21 protein-coding genes, 1 pseudogene and 1 riboswitch are annotated in these 16,875 nt (G+C 35.5%); of the genes and pseudogenes, 17 read left to right on the forward strand and 5 right to left on the reverse strand.

Annotated features, from left to right (window positions below; all coding sequences use genetic code 11):
- Nucleotides 1-45: 45 nt before the first annotated feature.
- The 5 genes from ACTQ5K_RS18150 to ACTQ5K_RS18170 all read left to right on the forward strand — a co-directional run bounded on the left by ACTQ5K_RS18150 (nucleotide 46) and on the right by ACTQ5K_RS18170 (nucleotide 3,773).
- Nucleotides 46-1,263 (forward strand): Y-family DNA polymerase, encoded by a 1,218-nt coding sequence (locus ACTQ5K_RS18150; RefSeq protein ID WP_268817775.1) that lies wholly within the window; start codon nucleotides 46-48, stop codon nucleotides 1,261-1,263.
- 13 nt (nucleotides 1,264-1,276) lie between these two features.
- Nucleotides 1,277-2,017, forward strand: coding sequence for an AAA family ATPase (locus ACTQ5K_RS18155; RefSeq protein WP_031540020.1), 741 nt, complete (start codon nucleotides 1,277-1,279; stop codon nucleotides 2,015-2,017).
- Between the two features lie 64 nt (nucleotides 2,018-2,081).
- A complete protein-coding gene (locus ACTQ5K_RS18160; protein ID WP_031540022.1) occupies nucleotides 2,082-2,561 on the forward strand; it encodes a hypothetical protein in 480 nt (159 codons plus the stop codon).
- A 238-nt stretch (nucleotides 2,562-2,799) separates the two neighbouring features.
- A riboswitch (cyclic di-GMP riboswitch) is annotated at nucleotides 2,800-2,882 on the forward strand.
- A gap of 70 nt (nucleotides 2,883-2,952) precedes the next feature.
- Nucleotides 2,953-3,138 (forward strand): hypothetical protein, encoded by a 186-nt coding sequence (locus ACTQ5K_RS18165; RefSeq protein WP_155986788.1) that lies wholly within the window; start codon nucleotides 2,953-2,955, stop codon nucleotides 3,136-3,138.
- Nucleotides 3,139-3,305: 167 nt separating this feature from the next.
- Nucleotides 3,306-3,773, forward strand: a complete 468-nt coding sequence (locus tag ACTQ5K_RS18170) for a hypothetical protein (RefSeq protein ID WP_031540023.1) — start codon at nucleotides 3,306-3,308, stop codon at nucleotides 3,771-3,773.
- 17 nt (nucleotides 3,774-3,790) lie between these two features.
- Here ACTQ5K_RS18170 and ACTQ5K_RS18175 read toward each other — a convergent pair whose 3' ends face one another.
- Nucleotides 3,791-4,837, reverse strand: a complete 1,047-nt coding sequence (locus ACTQ5K_RS18175) for an LLM class flavin-dependent oxidoreductase (protein WP_031540024.1) — start codon at nucleotides 4,835-4,837, stop codon at nucleotides 3,791-3,793.
- A gap of 176 nt (nucleotides 4,838-5,013) precedes the next feature.
- Between ACTQ5K_RS18175 and ACTQ5K_RS18180 the strand changes: the two genes are divergently transcribed.
- The 5 genes from ACTQ5K_RS18180 (at nucleotide 5,014) to ACTQ5K_RS18200 (ending at nucleotide 7,342) form a co-directional block, all read left to right on the forward strand.
- On the forward strand, nucleotides 5,014-5,571 hold the full coding sequence (locus tag ACTQ5K_RS18180) for a GNAT family N-acetyltransferase (RefSeq protein WP_031540025.1): 558 nt from the start codon (nucleotides 5,014-5,016) through the stop codon (nucleotides 5,569-5,571).
- An 18-nt stretch (nucleotides 5,572-5,589) separates the two neighbouring features.
- A complete protein-coding gene (locus ACTQ5K_RS18185; RefSeq protein ID WP_031540026.1) occupies nucleotides 5,590-6,036 on the forward strand; it encodes a GNAT family N-acetyltransferase in 447 nt (148 codons plus the stop codon).
- A gap of 44 nt (nucleotides 6,037-6,080) precedes the next feature.
- The gene (locus ACTQ5K_RS18190; protein WP_031540028.1) at nucleotides 6,081-6,323 is read left to right on the forward strand and encodes a DUF2164 domain-containing protein; all 243 of its coding nucleotides are present in this window, start codon (nucleotides 6,081-6,083) and stop codon (nucleotides 6,321-6,323) included.
- 310 nt (nucleotides 6,324-6,633) lie between these two features.
- Complete coding sequence (locus ACTQ5K_RS18195; RefSeq protein WP_031540030.1) at nucleotides 6,634-6,963, forward strand: YolD-like family protein; 330 nt, start codon at nucleotides 6,634-6,636, stop codon at nucleotides 6,961-6,963.
- A gap of 16 nt (nucleotides 6,964-6,979) precedes the next feature.
- Nucleotides 6,980-7,342, forward strand: coding sequence for a hypothetical protein (locus ACTQ5K_RS18200; protein WP_235247650.1), 363 nt, complete (start codon nucleotides 6,980-6,982; stop codon nucleotides 7,340-7,342).
- Between the two features lie 227 nt (nucleotides 7,343-7,569).
- Here the strand turns inward: ACTQ5K_RS18200 and ACTQ5K_RS18205 are convergent, their stop codons facing one another.
- Nucleotides 7,570-8,118, reverse strand: a complete 549-nt coding sequence (locus ACTQ5K_RS18205; RefSeq protein ID WP_441994182.1) for an ATP-binding protein — start codon at nucleotides 8,116-8,118, stop codon at nucleotides 7,570-7,572.
- A 20-nt stretch (nucleotides 8,119-8,138) separates the two neighbouring features.
- On the opposite strand from ACTQ5K_RS18205, the pseudogene ACTQ5K_RS18210 reads away from it, so the two are divergent.
- From ACTQ5K_RS18210 to ACTQ5K_RS18225, 4 genes and pseudogenes are all read left to right on the forward strand, one after another.
- A pseudogene (locus ACTQ5K_RS18210) lies at nucleotides 8,139-8,486 on the forward strand (manganese catalase family protein); the annotation flags it as partial.
- A 652-nt stretch (nucleotides 8,487-9,138) separates the two neighbouring features.
- Nucleotides 9,139-9,621, forward strand: coding sequence for a hypothetical protein (locus ACTQ5K_RS18215; protein WP_081836529.1), 483 nt, complete (start codon nucleotides 9,139-9,141; stop codon nucleotides 9,619-9,621).
- A 102-nt stretch (nucleotides 9,622-9,723) separates the two neighbouring features.
- On the forward strand, nucleotides 9,724-10,218 hold the full coding sequence (locus ACTQ5K_RS18220) for a CBO0543 family protein (protein WP_031534681.1): 495 nt from the start codon (nucleotides 9,724-9,726) through the stop codon (nucleotides 10,216-10,218).
- Nucleotides 10,211-10,690 (forward strand): CBO0543 family protein, encoded by a 480-nt coding sequence (locus tag ACTQ5K_RS18225; protein WP_031534680.1) that lies wholly within the window; start codon nucleotides 10,211-10,213, stop codon nucleotides 10,688-10,690. The genes ACTQ5K_RS18220 and ACTQ5K_RS18225 overlap by 8 nt, the downstream gene beginning before the upstream one ends.
- A 59-nt stretch (nucleotides 10,691-10,749) precedes the next feature.
- Here ACTQ5K_RS18225 and ACTQ5K_RS18230 read toward each other — a convergent pair whose 3' ends face one another.
- Nucleotides 10,750-11,457: a DNA alkylation repair protein gene (locus ACTQ5K_RS18230; protein ID WP_031534678.1), complete on the reverse strand. Its 708-nt coding sequence runs from the start codon at nucleotides 11,455-11,457 to the stop codon at nucleotides 10,750-10,752.
- A 160-nt stretch (nucleotides 11,458-11,617) separates the two neighbouring features.
- Between ACTQ5K_RS18230 and ACTQ5K_RS18235 the strand changes: the two genes are divergently transcribed.
- The 3 genes from ACTQ5K_RS18235 (at nucleotide 11,618) to ACTQ5K_RS18245 (ending at nucleotide 13,265) form a co-directional block, all read left to right on the forward strand.
- Nucleotides 11,618-12,181 carry a GNAT family N-acetyltransferase gene (locus ACTQ5K_RS18235; protein WP_441994183.1) on the forward strand — a complete coding sequence of 188 codons (564 nt, stop codon included), beginning with the start codon at nucleotides 11,618-11,620 and terminating at the stop codon, nucleotides 12,179-12,181.
- Nucleotides 12,182-12,280: 99 nt separating this feature from the next.
- Entirely contained in the window at nucleotides 12,281-12,772 is a 492-nt protein-coding gene (locus tag ACTQ5K_RS18240) for a CBO0543 family protein (protein WP_031534674.1), read from the forward strand.
- 109 nt (nucleotides 12,773-12,881) lie between these two features.
- Entirely contained in the window at nucleotides 12,882-13,265 is a 384-nt protein-coding gene (locus ACTQ5K_RS18245; RefSeq protein WP_031534672.1) for a VOC family protein, read from the forward strand.
- Between the two features lie 157 nt (nucleotides 13,266-13,422).
- Here the strand turns inward: ACTQ5K_RS18245 and cydC are convergent, their stop codons facing one another.
- Both cydC and cydD read right to left on the reverse strand, forming a co-directional pair.
- Nucleotides 13,423-15,141: a thiol reductant ABC exporter subunit CydC gene (gene cydC / locus ACTQ5K_RS18250; protein WP_081836528.1), complete on the reverse strand. Its 1,719-nt coding sequence runs from the start codon at nucleotides 15,139-15,141 to the stop codon at nucleotides 13,423-13,425.
- Nucleotides 15,138-16,871 carry a thiol reductant ABC exporter subunit CydD gene (gene cydD, locus ACTQ5K_RS18255; RefSeq protein ID WP_441994184.1) on the reverse strand — a complete coding sequence of 578 codons (1,734 nt, stop codon included), beginning with the start codon at nucleotides 16,869-16,871 and terminating at the stop codon, nucleotides 15,138-15,140. The genes cydC and cydD overlap by 4 nt, the downstream gene beginning before the upstream one ends.
- Nucleotides 16,872-16,875 lie beyond the last annotated feature (4 nt).

The following is a 16,875-nucleotide window of genomic DNA, read 5'->3' on the forward strand; positions in this document are numbered from 1 at the left end:
TTTGATTATACGCAATTTCCAAATAGATCCATTCTTTGTGTAGATATGAAAAGCTTTTATGCGAGCATTATTGCTGTCACAGAAGGATTAGATCCTCTCACCTGCCATCTTGTGGTTGTTGGCAATACCGACCAAAAGGGCAGTGTCGTCTTAGCGGCATCTCCTGCCATGAAGAAAGACTTTCGCATAAAAACAGGCTCAAGACTTTTTGAACTACCAGATGATCCAAGAATTATCGTGCGAAATCCGAAAATGGGACTATTCATTCGAGTATCGACCGAGATAACGAAATTATTTTTCCGATATGTGCCCCCCTCTGCTGTCCATACCTATTCTGTCGATGAAAGCTTTCTTGATGTAAGTGGAATGGGAAAAACCTTTGGCACACCAATGGAAATAGCTCAGAAAATGAAAGGCGATATTATGCGCGAGTTTGGGCTGCCTTCGACAATTGGCATCGGACCCAATATGCTCATGGCAAAGCTTTGTCTTGATTTAGAAGCGAAAAAAGTAGATGGTGGTATAAGCACATGGTCTTATGAGGACATTCCCCATAAATTATGGCCTATTTCCCCGCTGCGCGATATGTGGGGAATTGGAAAACGAACAGAAAAAACGTTAAATAATATGGGGATATTTTCGGTTGGCCAGTTAGCACGCTATGATTTAACCTTACTTGAGAAGAAATTTGGGATTATGGGGAATCAGCTTTACCACCATGCCTGGGGAATTGATTTATCGGAAATTGGTGCACCCATTATGCAAGGACAAATTAGCTACGGGAAAAGCCAGATATTGCTGCGAGATTATAAAGAAATCCACGAAATAAAATCCGTTCTCCTTGAAATGTGTGAGGATGTAGCAAAAAGAGCCAGAAGCAATCATCATGCAGGAAGAACCATCACTTTAGGAATTTCTTACAGCAAAGATGAATTTGGCGGTGGTTTTCAACGATCTCGAACAATCGAAAACCCAACAAATGTAACGATGATTATTTATCAGGTCTGCCTTGAATTATTTCACGAAAACTACCGGGGACAAACGGTTAGACAAATTTCTGTTTCTATTACAAAATTAGAGAATGATTATGAAATGCAATTAGATTTATTTGACACAGGCGGGTGGAAAAAAAGGAAGCTTGGCTATGTTGTCGATACGATTCGAAATCGCTATGGCTCGACCGCCATCTTGCGTGCTGTTTCCTACACCTCTGGGGGTACAGCCCTAAAGCGCGCTAATTTACTTGGTGGACATAAAAAATAAGAAATGAGGTGGATTGATGTTAAAACAAATTCGATTAAAAGAGGAAAGCATTCCTTCCAAAAATACTTATCCCTTTATAATCCCTGCACTCCGCCATTTTAGCTCCCTTGATTTTAAAAAGAAGGTGACGTTTTTTGTTGGGGAAAATGGCTCTGGAAAGTCTACCTTGCTTGAAGCTATTGCCTATCAATGCCAATTTAATACAGCAGGCGGTGGCAGAAATAACAGCTATGATGTTCATTCTTCCCAATCCGATTTGGGAGAATATCTACAGTTATCATGGTCTCCTACTAAGCTTACGAACGGATTTTTTCTGCGGGCGGAATCCTTTTATGAATTTGCTACACATATTGATCAACTAGAAAGTGCGAATAAATATGCGAGTTATGGCGGAAAATCATTATTACAGCAGTCCCATGGCGAATCCTTCCTATCTCTCTTTCTTCACCGTTTTAAAGGAGAAGCGATTTATTTATTAGATGAGCCGGAAGCTGCGCTATCACCACAACGGCAATTAAGCTTTCTCCGCATCCTCCATGATTTAGCAGAGACCGAAGAATGCCAATTTATTATTGCGACTCATTCTCCGATTTTATTAGGCTATCCGAATGCGACAATTCTTAGCTTTGATGGCGACCAAATGGAGGAAGTCGAATACGAAAATACAGAGCATTATCAAATTACCAAATACTTTTTACAATATCGAGAGAAAATGCTGCGAGATATATTGGAGGAAGAAATAGAGGGTATGTAAAAATTGGATATTCTCCTCTTAATCAGTAAATAGTATAACTATCTGATTACTTAAGGAGATTATTATGATTGGATTATTACTCTCTGTCTTTATCTTTAATTTTATTGCCTATATAACGAATAAAAAATTAACGCATAATCAAATTTTACATATATGGATATTTACTATCGCTTTTCAACTGCTGTTTGATTTATATATTGATGTAGGATACCATGCCTACTGGTACTTCAGTAAATCAGAGGTGGATTGGGAATCAATCATTCATATTTTACTATTGGTACCACCTGTAAATATTATTTTCCTAAATCTTTATCCGATGAAGAAAAAGATTCTATATAAAATTTTATTTATTTTCATGTGGAATCTTATCATTGTAGGATATGAATGGTTCACTTTATTACCATCACCATGGGGATATTTTCATTATGGCTGGTGGAAAATCTCCTACTCCTTTTGCATCAATCCCATTTTACTATTTATTTTAATAAAATATTATAAGCTAGTAACCAAACTGGAGAAGAAATCCCGTTCGGCGACGGAATGATTATTCTGTTGCTTCTTGAGATCATAACGAATACTCCTTTAGCGACTCCCTCTTTTCTTTCTTCTACAGTTTGACTTAAAATGATGAAACGTTTTATTCTATACACCGATTAAAACAGCCCTTATACCTATTGACTTCACTATTCCGAACGGAAATCAGGACTATCAACTCATATTTTTTTATAAAGTAATAAAAAAATACGACTTTATACCTTGAATTAACCGAATAAAGTGGTAAAATTAAATTTGGGCAAATTTTACGAAAGTAAAAGACGCAAAGCCACGGGCCTAACGCAATTGCTATGGTAGCCGGGTTGCCAAGATTATACATATATCTTGTTGAAAAATCTTCCTGTCTAATTTGCCTTATAAAATTAGAAAAGAGGAATGTTATGTTTTATCCAACCGTTGTAACTGAAAAGCCGTGTATTAGACATGTTGTAAAGGACAAGAATTACTGTATGTGTGGTTCGAAATACAAATCGTATTCTACCTTTAAAAAATCAGACTTTAAGCGAATTGAATTCAAGCAGCTTACAGATATCACCTGTCCTTACTGCCAGTCCATCATTAATTAATGATGGATTTTTTCCTTTTTCCCCTCTTCGCAGAAAACTCAACTACATAAACAATTTCTATACTCATTCCGCTTCGAATACATTTTTAGGATAATCTCAAAAAATTCACGGAAAATAAAAGCGATTTCATTTTTAATGAAAAACTTTTAAAATGGAGATGACAGCCTATGTCGATTGTCTTTTTACGAATATGCATGGTTCTGATTAGTTGGGGAAGCTTATTGTTTCTTCCGAAATCGATTATCAAAAAGTTTCTTCCTGTTACTTTTTTCTCTGCGTCTATTCTTTTAATCGAGACGCTTTTATCGCTTATCTTTAAATGGTGGAAAGTAAAAGGCGGATTAAATTCTTTAGTCGCAGATGCATTGGGATTTATATTCGGCCCTTTTGTAGCGATTAATATTTGGATATTTCATTTAACACATAAGAAGTTTCTACTATACACACTAATAAACTTCATAATGGATCTTATTTTTGCTTTTCCATTAAATACATTTTTTCAAAAAGTAGGCTTTTATAAATTAAAGAAATTCACCTCTATTCATTTATTCTTTATTTCATATGGCCTGTCTTTTCTTAATTACTGGTTTCAAAAATTTATTGTATCAGATAAAAATATAGAGAATGCTCACTAAGAAGCATTCCCTAATCTTTATCTGGCTTCCCATTCAGCAACTTCTTTACGGACAAGTGGAGCTACTTCTGTTCCAAGCAATTCAATTGCTCTAAGCACTTGATCATGGGGCATGCTGCCAACGGGAACGTGGAGCATAAACCGAGTAATGCCTACATTTTTGCGAAGAGCAATAATCTTGTCTGCGACCGTGCGCGGATCTCCTACATACAGTGCACCGTTTTCACTCCGCGCTGCATCAAAAGTCTCTCTTGTATAGGCTCCCCATCCTCTTTCTTTTCCAAGAACATTCATGGCATATTGTGTGGATGGGAAGAACGCATCTGCAGCACTTTCTGTTGTCTCTCCAACAAATCCATGGGAATGAGAAGCAACCGTTAATTTCTTCGGATCGTGGCCGACATGCTCTCCTGCACGGTAATAAAGGTCAACAAGTGGAGCAAACTGCGCTGGATTCCCTCCAATAATCGCTAACACTAATGGTAAACCAAGGATACCGGCACGGACAACGGACTCACTGTTCCCACCACTTCCAATCCAAATCGGCAATGGATCCTGTACTGGCCGAGGATAAACCCCAAGATTATTAATACTTGGACGATGCTTTCCACTCCATGTCACTTTTTCAGATGCCTGTAATTTTAAAAGCAAATCTAATTTTTCATCAAATAATTCATTATAATCATTTAAATCATAGCCAAAGAGCGGAAATGATTCGATAAAGGAGCCGCGACCTGCCATAATTTCGGCACGTCCATTTGAGAGTCCGTCCAATGTTGCAAAATCTTGAAATACTCGAACTGGATCATCAGAGGAAAGAACGCTAACTGCACTTGTTAAGCGGATCCGGCTTGTTTGTGTAGCTGCCGCTGCTAAAATCAGCGCAGGTGCTGATGCCGCGTAATCCTTTCGATGATGCTCCCCTACTCCAAAGACATCTAATCCCACTTTATCTGCTAAAATTATTTCCTCTACTACTTGACGAATTCGTTCTGCATGACTAACGACCTTCCCTGAATGAGGGTCTGGTGTCGTTTCCACAAATGTACTTATTCCTATCTCCACTATTGTATATCCCCCTTAATCAAAAGCAAAAAATCAAACTAGGTACTACTTCTCTAATTAAAACAGGAGATGTCTCGAATTACAACTATTGTGTGCTACTGATAAAAAAGTAATGAACTTCCTGCTCCTTTCCCTTACAATAAGGGAAACATACATCATTTAACTGGAGGGATACGATGTTTCAGCATACAATCGATAAAGATTTAGCATTAAGAGTGTTTCGTTTAGACGATGCGGAAGAATTTTTTCAATTAACGATTAAAAATAAAGCCTATTTAAAAGAGTGGCTTGGCTGGCTCGATTATACGAACACAGTAGAAGATACGAAAGAAAATATTCGTGGAAGATTGCAAGGAATGGTGGAAACAGGTGGCTATCCAAAATCAGTAGCTATTTCTTATAAGGGAAAAATTGCTGGAACGATTGGCTACAATGAGATTAACCGTACAAGCAGAATTGGGAAAATCGGCTATTGGTTAGGAGAAGAATATCAAGGAAAGGGAATTATGACAAAAGCATGCGAAGCATTCATTACATATGGCTTTACAGAATTAGATCTTAATCGGATCGAAATTGCCGCAGCAACCGGGAACAAGAAAAGCAGAGCCCTGCCAGAAAGACTAAAATTCACAGAAGAAGGTACGATTAGACAAGCCGAATGGCTTTATGATCATTATGTAGACCATGTTATCTATGGACTGTTACGTGAAGAATGGGCAAGAAATCATAGCTGATTTGCTTGGAGGGATAAAATGAAAATCATGGAAGTCAGCCCCTTTTCAGAGGATGCAAAAATGCTCATGGAGGAATTATCCTCAACCCTTGAATTTCTAACAGGAAGCAGTGGGCAAAATTCAATTCAATTAGTTGATTTGACGAAACCAAACGCGAAATTCGTTGTTGCGTATGAAAAAGGAATGCCTGTTGGTTGCGGTTCCTTTCGCCCACTCACTCCTGACATTGCCGAAATAAAAAGGATGTATGCGAAATATCCTGGTCAACAAATTGGAAAAACGATCCTTCTGCATTTAGAAGCATTAGCCAAAAAATCCGGCTACAAAAAAATCTGGTTGGAAACAAGAGTAAAAAACAGAAATGCTGTTGCATTCTATCAGAAAAATGGCTATAGCAAAATAGAAAATTATGGGAAATATGAGCATATACCAGAAGCTATATGCTTTGCAAAAGTCTTAGATTAGATGCTCCAATACTATTAGACATAACAAAAAAGGATGGGATACGATTGTTTTATAAACTGACAAAAAAACAACAAGATGATATGATTGCCGATATTCAATTCTTCTTTTCTGAAGAAAGAGAGGAAGACATCTCCGAATTCGCTGCTGAAAGAGTGTTAGACTTCGTGAAGGAATCCCTTGCTCCCCATTTTTATAATGCTGGGGTTAAAGACGCAAGAAAAATAGTCGAAGAAAGAACTAGCGCTCTTGAAGACGAGCTATTAACACTAGAAAGACCGCTTAAATAAGGGCTCTCTATCTTCTACTTCAATCCAAGGGTGAGAGTAAGCTCTCCCCTTCTTTTTGTTCTTTTTCAAAAATTAATTCCATCGTTAAAGCCATCCCACCATTTCCAAAAGGCGGCGTTAGGATACTATGAAGCTGCCCGCCCTTTTTTCCGTCTCCTTACACGAAATATACTTCTTATTGGTTTCATGCTTTTTTCTTACATAAATTTATTTATTTGGCATATATTATAAACGAACAAATGTTCTGAAAAACCTTTAAAAAGAACAAACGTTCTGTTATTATATGGAGTATAGAAGGAGTGTGTTTTTCATGATTAAAGACCGTGGAACAAAAAAATGGGTGGCGATGATGCTGCCAGAACATGTTGCTGCTGTGAAAGAAGAACTATTAAATGAGAAAAAGGTGAAAAAACCAGAATTAGATCAAGAAAAGCTAAATGACATCGATTTACTGATTCACGAAGGAATGGAGTACCATTTATCCCTAAAATTCTCCTTATTCAAACAGGGTTTTATCGAAATACTGATTGGAAGAACAGTTTTTATTGACTACATAAAAAAAGAGCTTCGAATCGAGGATGAAAACAATACCATTCACTACATTCCGTTTCATATGCTAATCGATGTGGAACGTCGATAATTTAGAGGAAGACATCATGAATAGACTATCAAAGGAAGAAATAAAAATACTGGAGCATCTCATTTATTTACCTCTCTTACTAGCTGTTTTAGAAAGAGATTACCAGCAAGCAAAAACAACTCCCTTTAAGTTAAACCAAGTCTATATAAACCTTATAGAAAATACAATGTTAAAAGTCCAAGCCGATTTAAAAGGATTCAAGGAGAAATTGTATAAAAATAACATGAAACTGGTAAAGGGAAATACAGATAAAAGCTTTACCGAATATCATTATTATGTGGCCAACTATCATGAAGTCCGTCGTTATACTAATGCGGTATTAAAAGCAAATACGGAAAAGCTATTATGCTACTATTTGTTTAAGGAAAATGCTGGTTAATTAGCAAGAATCTTTGAAAAGCTACAAATGAATCTCCCTCACCATAAAAAAGCAATGTCCTCCTACAAGTAGGAAAGCATTGCTTTTATCCCTTATCCATACACTTTAATTATTTCGTGAAAAAAGAATCGGAATACAAACTATTTTGTTCGTTATCCATCCTCTACTACGATATTCCATATATGTACGGCATATAAATCTTCTATTGTTTACGATTGCTAAAAAAGTTATGTGAGCTTACTAATTGCTTCCATAATAGCTGACACATCCTCTTCTTTCTTTACTGTGAATAAATAATCAGCTTCTCCTGCTATTGGAGCAAATGCCTCCATACCTGTTTCCTTGTTTTGACGAGCAAGCACCTCATCATAAGAGCAGGCAGTTCTTAAACGAAGTGTATCACGGTTGGTTGTGGCAATTCGCTCTTTTAATAGGGTTAACGGAAGCTCAAAATGAACAAGAACAGAAGTAAAATCATGTTTTTTATAATAGGAAAGCAATTCCTTGCGACTTGCCTGATTACGATTGGCATTGCTCAAAATAAGATGACAATCCGAGTGATGAACGGCATAATCAACAATCAATTTTGTCAAAGCATGCTTTATATGATTGGTTCCACCTTCTGGCACCAGCTTTTCATAGTGGGTCTGTAAAAATTCACTATGGTTATCTTGGTCGACAACAACCGCGTTTTCAAGCCTGTTTTCCAGCGCTTTTGCAAATGTCGTTTTCCCGCTATGAGTCATGCCAACCGTCATGATGACTAATCTGCTCATCCTTTTCCCCCCTCCATAAATTAGTTAATACCTTCATTTTACAAAAAACAACTATCTTTTCCCATCAAAATGCCTTTGCTAAAACACTAGAGACTTTAGGAGTAGATTGGGGTAAAATCCTCCCTGTTCCAAACTATGATATAAACAAATATCCAGAATGTTGAAAATACGTGAAAATGGGCTTCCATAATGCGCAATTTAATTTCCGCCTTGATAATACAAGAATGGGTGAAATCTTCCAAGGAACAACGCCGAGCAGAAATAATGGCAACTTAAATGTTGTCCCACCACCACAAGGACATCCCGTTCCAGAGTTACCAAATATGCCGGATGAGCATGCATCTGAACTTGCTGATTTAAATAATTAATTCTATCCAACAAAAGGGAGAAGCATGGTGCCTCTTCCTTTTTACTTGCCTTTTTCTACTTTAATTTTAAAAATAATGCATGCAACAAATTGATAATCTACGTCTATTGCCTTTAGCATACAAAAATCGCCCTACTCAGGATGAAATGAGTAGAGCTTTTGTGTGTTCCTAGCTGGCAAAAATATTGGTTGTCCATCCTCTTTATCTTATGCACTATGTGTAATTTTGGATATAGGAAAATACATTTTTTATTCCTAATTCCCTTTGAATATACATAATATACAAGGAACCAAATTAGATTTTTCTCTAAAAACATATCTTTTTCTGCAAAGTAATTATATTACCAGAAAGGAGTTACTCTGATGTTTCCCATCTTTTTGGAGTTTATTTCGCAGATAATCTTGATGATTTTTCCAAGTGAGAAATACAAAATCTAATGAATAGGAGGAATATAATTTAATATCGCCATCTATTATGGGATAGTGATATTTTCAAAAAATGTTCTTCCTAAGCAAAATCATTACATACATAAACACAGTTCTAAAACATTTTTTTAGAATCATTTTCTGTATTTATAAAACAAAAATAAAATGTAAATAATTACTATTTATATTATGGGTGTTTACTGGTAAAATGAAGGAAAAATTATACAATGTTAGGAGAAATGATCAATGTGATTGGATTATTAATTTCCGTACTTCTTTTTAACTTCTTTGCCTTTCGGTTGAATAAGCATTTAAACAAGAATCAGATACTACATATTTATATTTTTTCTATCGCATTTCAATTATTATTTGATATAATTATCGATTTTAAGCTGCATGCATATTGGTATTTTACGATAGAAATAGAATGGCATGTTTTATTATATGCTATCTTTCTAGTACCTCCTGTCAATATAATTTTTCTCAATTATTTTCCATTCAAAAAATCTATTTTACATAAAATAACCGCAATCCTACTATGGAATATTGCATTCCTACTCTATGAATTCCTTACTCTATCTCCAGAGCCTTGGGGCTACTTCCATTATGGCTGGTGGAAATGGTGGTACTCGGCTTTACTTAATCCAGTTTTACTAGTAATCGTCATTAAGTATTATCGTTATATACAGAAAATAGAAAGTTCGGTATAACGTTAAACATTGGTTAAATTATCGTTAGCTGCTTTACATATATTTTTTTCCTTTAGGTAATACTATGATTAATAATTATCTAATGGAGCAGGTGAAGATTGGATGAATATGGAAAGGTGGATTTTAATAGGAATCATTGCAATAAGCATCCTTGCCCTTTTCTTTCTTGTTCCCAAAAATAAAGCTAGAGAAGCTTGGATGATATTTTTATCTCTGCAGATCATCACTTGGCCAGCTGGATTACTTGCAGTGGAATGGAACATGATTGATTATCCTATTCAGCTTTTCTCCTTCGCAAACGAATTTAATCGATCAAGCTTCACCTTTGAATTTTTCCTTTTTCCCGTAACAGCAATTATGTTTAATTTATATTACCCGAAAAAAATAAAAAAAACAGGGACCTTTTTTTATTATTTTCTCTTTGCTGGCTTTTTCACCTGCCTGGAAGTCATCATTGAGCGACATACCGAGCTCGTGAACTATATAAGCTGGCATGGATCTTATACGCTAATAACAGTTATGGTTACCTTATTTCTTAATCATACTTATTATCATTGGTTTAAAAAAGGGGTAAAAGGAACAGAGACAAATGAATAAAGAACTAGTTATTTTAATTTTCTCATGGATTACTTGTTTATTTTTGCTCATTAAATTTATTCCGAAAGAGAAAAAAAGGTATTTCCAAATTATTTTTTTGTTTGCTCATGCAACAGCCTGGATATTTCAATATATCCAAGTAAATATAGGGTTAGTAAGTTTTCCTTATCGAGAATTTGAACAGGCAACCAAAATGAGTTTTTCCCTCTATTATGTGGTTTTGCCAACTTTCGCTGTTTTTTTCATGCTTTTTTATCCAGAAAAGCAGAATTGGATGAGAAAATGGATTCATTATCTAATTTTTTGCAACGGTATGCATCTTTATATGTTTTTAGTGGAGAGACATACTGAGCTTGTTCATGATATAAACTGGCATTGGTGGTTTGCTGTCACGATCGACCTATGTATATTATACCTTGTAAAAACATTTGCTTTCTGGTTTAGGAAAGGTTTAAGTGAATCGTCTGACTAAAAAAGCCAAAGTCCACTAAAGGATTTTGGCTTTAAAAATTATGCTAATAAAACAAACATTCAACATCTCACATATTTACGCTTAAAGCCAAGTATGCCTCTATCTAAATCCTTTTGAATTCTTTCTGACACATTTGACATCGTGCTTTTTTTCTTGCCTTTCTTGATTTCAACTAGACCAACCTCTTTAGCCGTTTCTACTGCTTTTTCATGAAGGGGCACATAGGATATGGCAACGGTGTAGATAAAGTTATTCATAGCTGATTTCACCGTATCTGGAGATTGATGAATCGTATTTTTCACTTGATCAAGCATACTTGCAAGCTTGCTTTCACTAAATTCAAAGTCCTGTCTATTTCCTAACAGCCAGCAATAACAGCTCCAGCCTGCAGACATTCGCAGTTCTTCTCCGCTTTGAATCCATTTATCGGCAACCGCTTGCGCAAAATCCGTTTCTGCTAAAGACACGGCCACCACATAATCTGACAGCATAAAGAAATAGGCCGCATCTATCCAGCGTTCAAAATCTTCCTCTGTCATGATATCTGGATCACAAATGACACCAGCAAAATACATCGCATCATAGTTGCCCGTTGCGTATAGCTCTTCTGCTAACGGTTGATTCTTCTTAATTTTCCGAGCAATTGGCTTCATCGCACCAGTAGCTACGCCAAATACTGGCTCGTTTGCACCATTGCCCATATAAAGCTTCTTCGTCCTTTCCTTCCCAAGTGCTTCTAACTCTTGCATCACTGTTTCAAACTCCATTGGTTCCCTTCCTCCTAATGATATAGTATCTTCTAATTATTCGTTCCCTTTATATCTTTCTTCTACCATATAAGCCATAGATTAGATTTAGCAGGAATTATCTATTTGTATATTGAATATGTACTAAAGCTATTTTATTTACAAAGAAGGAGAATTGTCAATGGAGCGCGTATTTCCACTTATTGAAACAGAGCGTTTAGCTTTACGAAACGTAAGCGCTAATGATGCTAAGGATATGTTTACCTACCTATCTGATCAAGATGTTGTTCAACATATGGGGCTAGAACCATATAAGTCTTCTGAAGAAGTGATGGAAGAAATTAATTGGTATAAATCAATCTGGAAAAACGGCACTGGAATCAGATGGTGCATTACATTAAAAGACGAAGATACCGTGATTGGCAGCTGTGGATTTTTGAATATGCAGCAGAAACATTATAAAGCAGAAATAGGATATGAACTAAGCAGAAATTATTGGGGGCAAGGCATTGCTAGCGAGGCTTTAGAAGCTGTGCTTGCCTATGGCTTCAAGCATTTGAACTTAGAAAGAATCGAAGCATTAATCGAACCATTAAATACCTCTTCGCAAAGATTAGTCGAAAAACATGGCTTTCTAAGAGAAGGATTATTAAGACATTATGAATATACTTGCGGGAAATTTGATGATTTATACATGTACTCTATCCTTAAAGGAGATTTTCCTTCTTTAAAGCATACTAAATAGATATTCATACAAAGAATCAGCCCTCCTTTTCCATGTAAAATTCAACATTAACTCTGCCTCCTTTGGTTAAACTAATATAAAATCAAAGGAGACAAAAGTATGAGGAAACGCAAGCGTGATGAAAACATATTAAGAATTTTATGTATCATAGGAATAGGTGCTTTTTTTAACCTACTTCGAAAGCCTCCATTAAAGGATTGGCTCATTATTTTCTTGGTGAAAAGTTATATAGCTTCCATTTTAGATAATCTTTTGGTAAAAAAAGGGTATCTCGTCTATCCAATAAAATTAATCAAAACCTTTGATGTGAGCGTATTATTCAGCTATCTTCTTTTTCCAGTAACATGTATCTATTTCAATCAAGTAACGAAAAATTCAAGTATCATCGGCATATTGATAAAGTGCTTATTCTTTAGCCTTCCTTCTGCACTTGCTGAATATTGGATAGAAAGAAAGACTAACTTAATTCGATATAAAAAAAATTGGAATTCCACTTATAGTTTTCTTTCCATTGCAGGAACCTTTTTATTTGTGCGTTTTGTAATCGTTTTAGTTCGAAAAGCTGCGAATAAGCAGGCAGAAGAAGCCTAATATTTTCATTTAGTTATTGTATTTTTCCACATAAACATTCCTCATTTTAAAGGAATTTCTTCTTTTTTATCGAAGTAATTTTATAATCCAAAATAAAGGTGGAATGTTTATGCATTCAATTATTTCTCCTATCATATGTAAAATAAATAATGTGTTTATACATGTTAGCAACCTCGAAGAATCAGCAAAATGGTATAGCGACTTACTTGGGCTTCCATTTCATAAGAGCAATGTAAAATCACCAGTATATAATATTCCTCTTCCTTCCGAAACAGGACTGACATTGGATGATCACACTTTCGATCCAGACTTTAAGCTCCAGCCCTCGGAACATGTTTTATTTAATTTTTTCGTTCGGGATATTGATGAAGCATATGAATTTGTAAAAAGCAAAGGAATTATCATTGTTAAAGAAATAGAGCGAATTGGCGATTTTGCTTATTTTAACTTTAAAGACTTAGATGGAAATGTACTAATGATTTGTAATAATTAATGAATATAACTTAAAATCAATGCAGCAATTCTTTGCTGCATTGATTTTACTTATATATCTTGTATTTTATCCCTTTTTAATACTAATTGTTAATATCTCAAGTTAGAATTAACCTGAAATATATAACAACTAAGGAAGACTTAAATCCGCTTCGTTCTTAAAGCAAACTTTCTTCTACTACCTTCATTTTATAAAAATATTCTTGTTTATTCATTAACTCCCTATAAGAACCGCACTCGACAATTCCCCCTTGATCCATTACAATAATTTGATCCATATGATCTAATTCCTGTAAACGATGGCTAACTAAAATGAATGTATCCTGTTCAGCACACTCAAAAATTTCCTGATAAATATTTTGTTCTGTCTGTGCATCAAGTGATGACGTTGGCTCATCTAGTAACCATAAATGCCCTTTTTTCAAAAATGCTCTAGCAATAGCCAAACGTTGTTTTTCTCCCCCTGAAAGATTTTCTCCTTTTTCTAACACGCGATGCTCTAGCGAAAAATGTTCTAACCTTGCCTTTTTTAATGCCGCTTCCATTTGTTCGTCACTAAGCTGTGATCCAGCTAATTGAAGATTATCACGAATAGTTCCATAAAAATAATAATTTTCCTGTAAGACAACTCTAGTTTGTTCCCAAATTGCCTCGCTGGATACTGTCGATGTGTCAAAATCTCCCCAATAAATTTTTCCAGCATCTACATGTTGTAGCTTTAAGATAAGCTGAAGCAAGGTGGATTTTCCAGAGCCACTCGCACCAACAATCGCCGTCTTTGACCCGGCTGGCATCATAAATGATAAGTTTGGAATCGTTCTACGCCAATTTCCCGTGTAAGTGAATTGAATGTCTATAAACGCTAATGATGGTGCGAGGCTAGGTAATTCATTAATAGTAGACTCCCTTTTATCTTCTATGAAACTCAGATCTTCTACTACTTCATATAAACGTGTAGATGCATCTCTACTTTCTTGCATATAAATAGGAAAAACCGCCATCGGTGCAGCAGGCTCAAAGACAGTTAGAGAAATCATGACAAGCATTGCCAAAAATATCCCTTCAAGCATCCCATTAGTAACAAAATATGCTCCAGCTCCTATGACAAACCAACTTGTAACAAACGTTATAAAACCATTAAACGATTGACTAGACACTTTATTTAAATTTTCTACTTTTTGTTGATTAATATACAATTCAGAGTGACTCAAAAGCTGTTGTTGTTTACTTGGTAATTGATGAAACAGCTTTAATTCACGAAATCCATACATTACCTCTGTAATGTAAGTTGATAGATCACCACGATCCTGCCTAACTTTCCCTTTAATTTTGACTTGCTTTAGGGAAAATAGTGCTGGAATGATAATCGTCGTTAGGAAAAATCCAAGTAATAGAATCAAAGCAATGGCGATGGAATAAAAACTAGTAAATAAGATAGTACTAACAAAAACAAGTAAGAGCACTAGCGGTGGATAAAACACCCTTAAAAAGAAATTTTGAAGGCTTTCTACATCTCCGACAACACGCGCAAGTAAATCCCCGCTTCTGTATTTGTGAAAAATTTGTGGAATAAGTGGCGTTAGTTTTCCAAAAAAAGTTACTCGTAAATTACTTAGAATCGTAAATGTCGCTCTATGAGAATAAAGTCGCTCTCCATATTTCGCTCCTGCCTTAACAAGACCGAGTAACTTTACTGTCGAAGTCAATATTATCAATGTATAAAAAGGAGGAATTAATGCAGACTTAGATATTAGATAACCGCTTGCAGCAAACAAACCTACACTGCTAGTTCCAGCAATAAATCCACAAATGACAGCAATGCTAATATCTTTTTTCTCCATTAACATCAATTTAATTATTTTCTGCAGTGCACTCACTTTTGACTCCTCCTTTTTTGGATCATTACTAACTCCTTATATGCGGGTGAAATTTTTAATAATGATTCGTGTGTACCAACAGCTAGTAGCTTTCCATTTTCTAAAAAAAGAATTTGGTCAGCATTTTTTATCGTATGTAAACGATGCGCAACGGTAATAACCGTTGCTGTCTCATTTAATTTTTGGATTGATTGTTGTAAGATTTTTTCAGTAGCTAAATCCAGCCCACGTGTTGGTTCATCCAACAATACAATATGAGGTTTTTTTAGAAAAGCACGTGCAATGGATACTCTTTGCTTTTCACCGCTAGAAAGCCCCCTTCCAGCTTCACCAATTCTAGTTTCAAACCCATTTTCTAATGATTCAATCAATGAAGCGATCCCTGCTAATTGTGCTGCCGCTTTAATTGCTTCCATGCCAACTTCTTCTGTAGTTCCCATCGCAATATTTTCAGCTATCGTTCCTGAAAAAATATAAGGGTTTTGCGATATATAAGAAATTTTCTCTAACCAAGAGAATTCTGTATACTTTGTGAGCTCTTCTTCATTAATGTAAATCGCTCCCTTCTCAGGAGTAATCATACCTGCTAATAAATGAAGTAAGGTTGTCTTTCCTGCTCCACTAGCGCCAACAATAGCAATTTTTTGCTTAGGTAAAAAAGAAGCTGTCACAGATTCTAATTGAAAGTTAGTATTTGCGTAAGTGAAATTCACTTGATTGAGCTCAATGGTTGGTGGCACTTCCCACTCTGGAAAAATTTGTTCCCCCCATATAGTAGGTTCATCTTCTTCGTCAAATACTTCTAATACTTTTTTAGCTGCTCCCATGCTGCTTCTACCATTATGAAACGTTACTCCAAGTTCTTTTAATGAACTATAAAATTCCGGAACCAATATTAAAATCAAAAATGCAGTAAAAAAGGAGAGACTTTCATATATAATTATTTGAATAGCAAGTTCTAGTGCTACTATCCCAATACTCAACATCGATATAAGTTCAAGGGCAAAAGATTGTGTAAATGCAATCTTCAATATTTCTAGCGTAGTATCGCGAAAACTTACACTACTTTTTTCTAATTCTTCTTTTTGTCGAATTGTTTGTGCAAATAGCTTTATAGTTACTAACCCTTGTAAAGTTTCTAAAAATTTAGCAGAAAAAGAAGCTAATTTCTCTAACTTCTCTTCTGCTTTTTTTCGTGTTTTGATACCAATTACTATCATATAAATAGGAATAAATGGGGCACAGACCATTAAAATAATCCCTGAATTCATATGCTGTGTGGAAATAACAATAAGCATTAGAATCGGCACAAATATACTTTGCATAACCTGAGGGATAAACTGACTATAAAAACTATCCATCTCATCCACACCATCAAGTAGCATACTTACTTTTTCCCCAGTCTGACCTTTTTCAGCTAGTTGGACAGAATTAGAAACATACTTCTTTAATAACTTCTTACGCGTATCTCCCTTGACATCGCTTGCAATCAAAACACCAATCCGTTTACTTATATAATCCATACTAGACCTTACAAATAGAATGAGGAGTAACGCTATCAACCACGGTATAACTGCTGAAAATGTTTGTTTTTTTAGAAAAACACCATCGACAATACTTGTCATCACGTAAGCCTGTGCAACTATTGCGAGTCCAAGGATCAATGTGAGACCCATTAAAAAATAAACCTTCTTCTTATGAATCCAAACCGTTTTCTTTAAATTTCCCATGAAC

The sequence above is a fragment of the Niallia sp. Sow4_A1 genome (assembly GCF_052116745.1).
Taxonomy (GTDB): domain Bacteria; phylum Bacillota; class Bacilli; order Bacillales; family Cytobacillaceae; genus Niallia; species Niallia hominis.

Coding starts and splice junctions, on each gene's coding strand:
- ACTQ5K_RS18180 (WP_031540025.1), top strand. CDS start 5,014: ATGTTTCAGCATACAATCGATAAAGATTTAGCATTAAGAGTGTTTCGT.
- ACTQ5K_RS18230 (WP_031534678.1), bottom strand. CDS start 11,457: ATGGAGTTTGAAACAGTGATGCAAGAGTTAGAAGCACTTGGGAAGGAA.
- ACTQ5K_RS18205 (WP_441994182.1), bottom strand. CDS start 8,118: ATGAGCAGATTAGTCATCATGACGGTTGGCATGACTCATAGCGGGAAA.
- ACTQ5K_RS18245 (WP_031534672.1), top strand. CDS start 12,882: ATGCATTCAATTATTTCTCCTATCATATGTAAAATAAATAATGTGTTT.
- ACTQ5K_RS18215 (WP_081836529.1), top strand. CDS start 9,139: ATGTTAGGAGAAATGATCAATGTGATTGGATTATTAATTTCCGTACTT.
- ACTQ5K_RS18240 (WP_031534674.1), top strand. CDS start 12,281: ATGAGGAAACGCAAGCGTGATGAAAACATATTAAGAATTTTATGTATC.
- ACTQ5K_RS18220 (WP_031534681.1), top strand. CDS start 9,724: ATGAATATGGAAAGGTGGATTTTAATAGGAATCATTGCAATAAGCATC.
- ACTQ5K_RS18170 (WP_031540023.1), top strand. CDS start 3,306: ATGTCGATTGTCTTTTTACGAATATGCATGGTTCTGATTAGTTGGGGA.
- ACTQ5K_RS18160 (WP_031540022.1), top strand. CDS start 2,082: ATGATTGGATTATTACTCTCTGTCTTTATCTTTAATTTTATTGCCTAT.
- ACTQ5K_RS18235 (WP_441994183.1), top strand. CDS start 11,618: ATGGAGCGCGTATTTCCACTTATTGAAACAGAGCGTTTAGCTTTACGA.
- cydD (WP_441994184.1), bottom strand. CDS start 16,871: ATGGGAAATTTAAAGAAAACGGTTTGGATTCATAAGAAGAAGGTTTAT.
- ACTQ5K_RS18225 (WP_031534680.1), top strand. CDS start 10,211: ATGAATAAAGAACTAGTTATTTTAATTTTCTCATGGATTACTTGTTTA.
- ACTQ5K_RS18150 (WP_268817775.1), top strand. CDS start 46: ATGAAAAGCTTTTATGCGAGCATTATTGCTGTCACAGAAGGATTAGAT.
- ACTQ5K_RS18165 (WP_155986788.1), top strand. CDS start 2,953: ATGTTTTATCCAACCGTTGTAACTGAAAAGCCGTGTATTAGACATGTT.
- ACTQ5K_RS18200 (WP_235247650.1), top strand. CDS start 6,980: ATGAATAGACTATCAAAGGAAGAAATAAAAATACTGGAGCATCTCATT.
- ACTQ5K_RS18195 (WP_031540030.1), top strand. CDS start 6,634: ATGATTAAAGACCGTGGAACAAAAAAATGGGTGGCGATGATGCTGCCA.
- ACTQ5K_RS18185 (WP_031540026.1), top strand. CDS start 5,590: ATGAAAATCATGGAAGTCAGCCCCTTTTCAGAGGATGCAAAAATGCTC.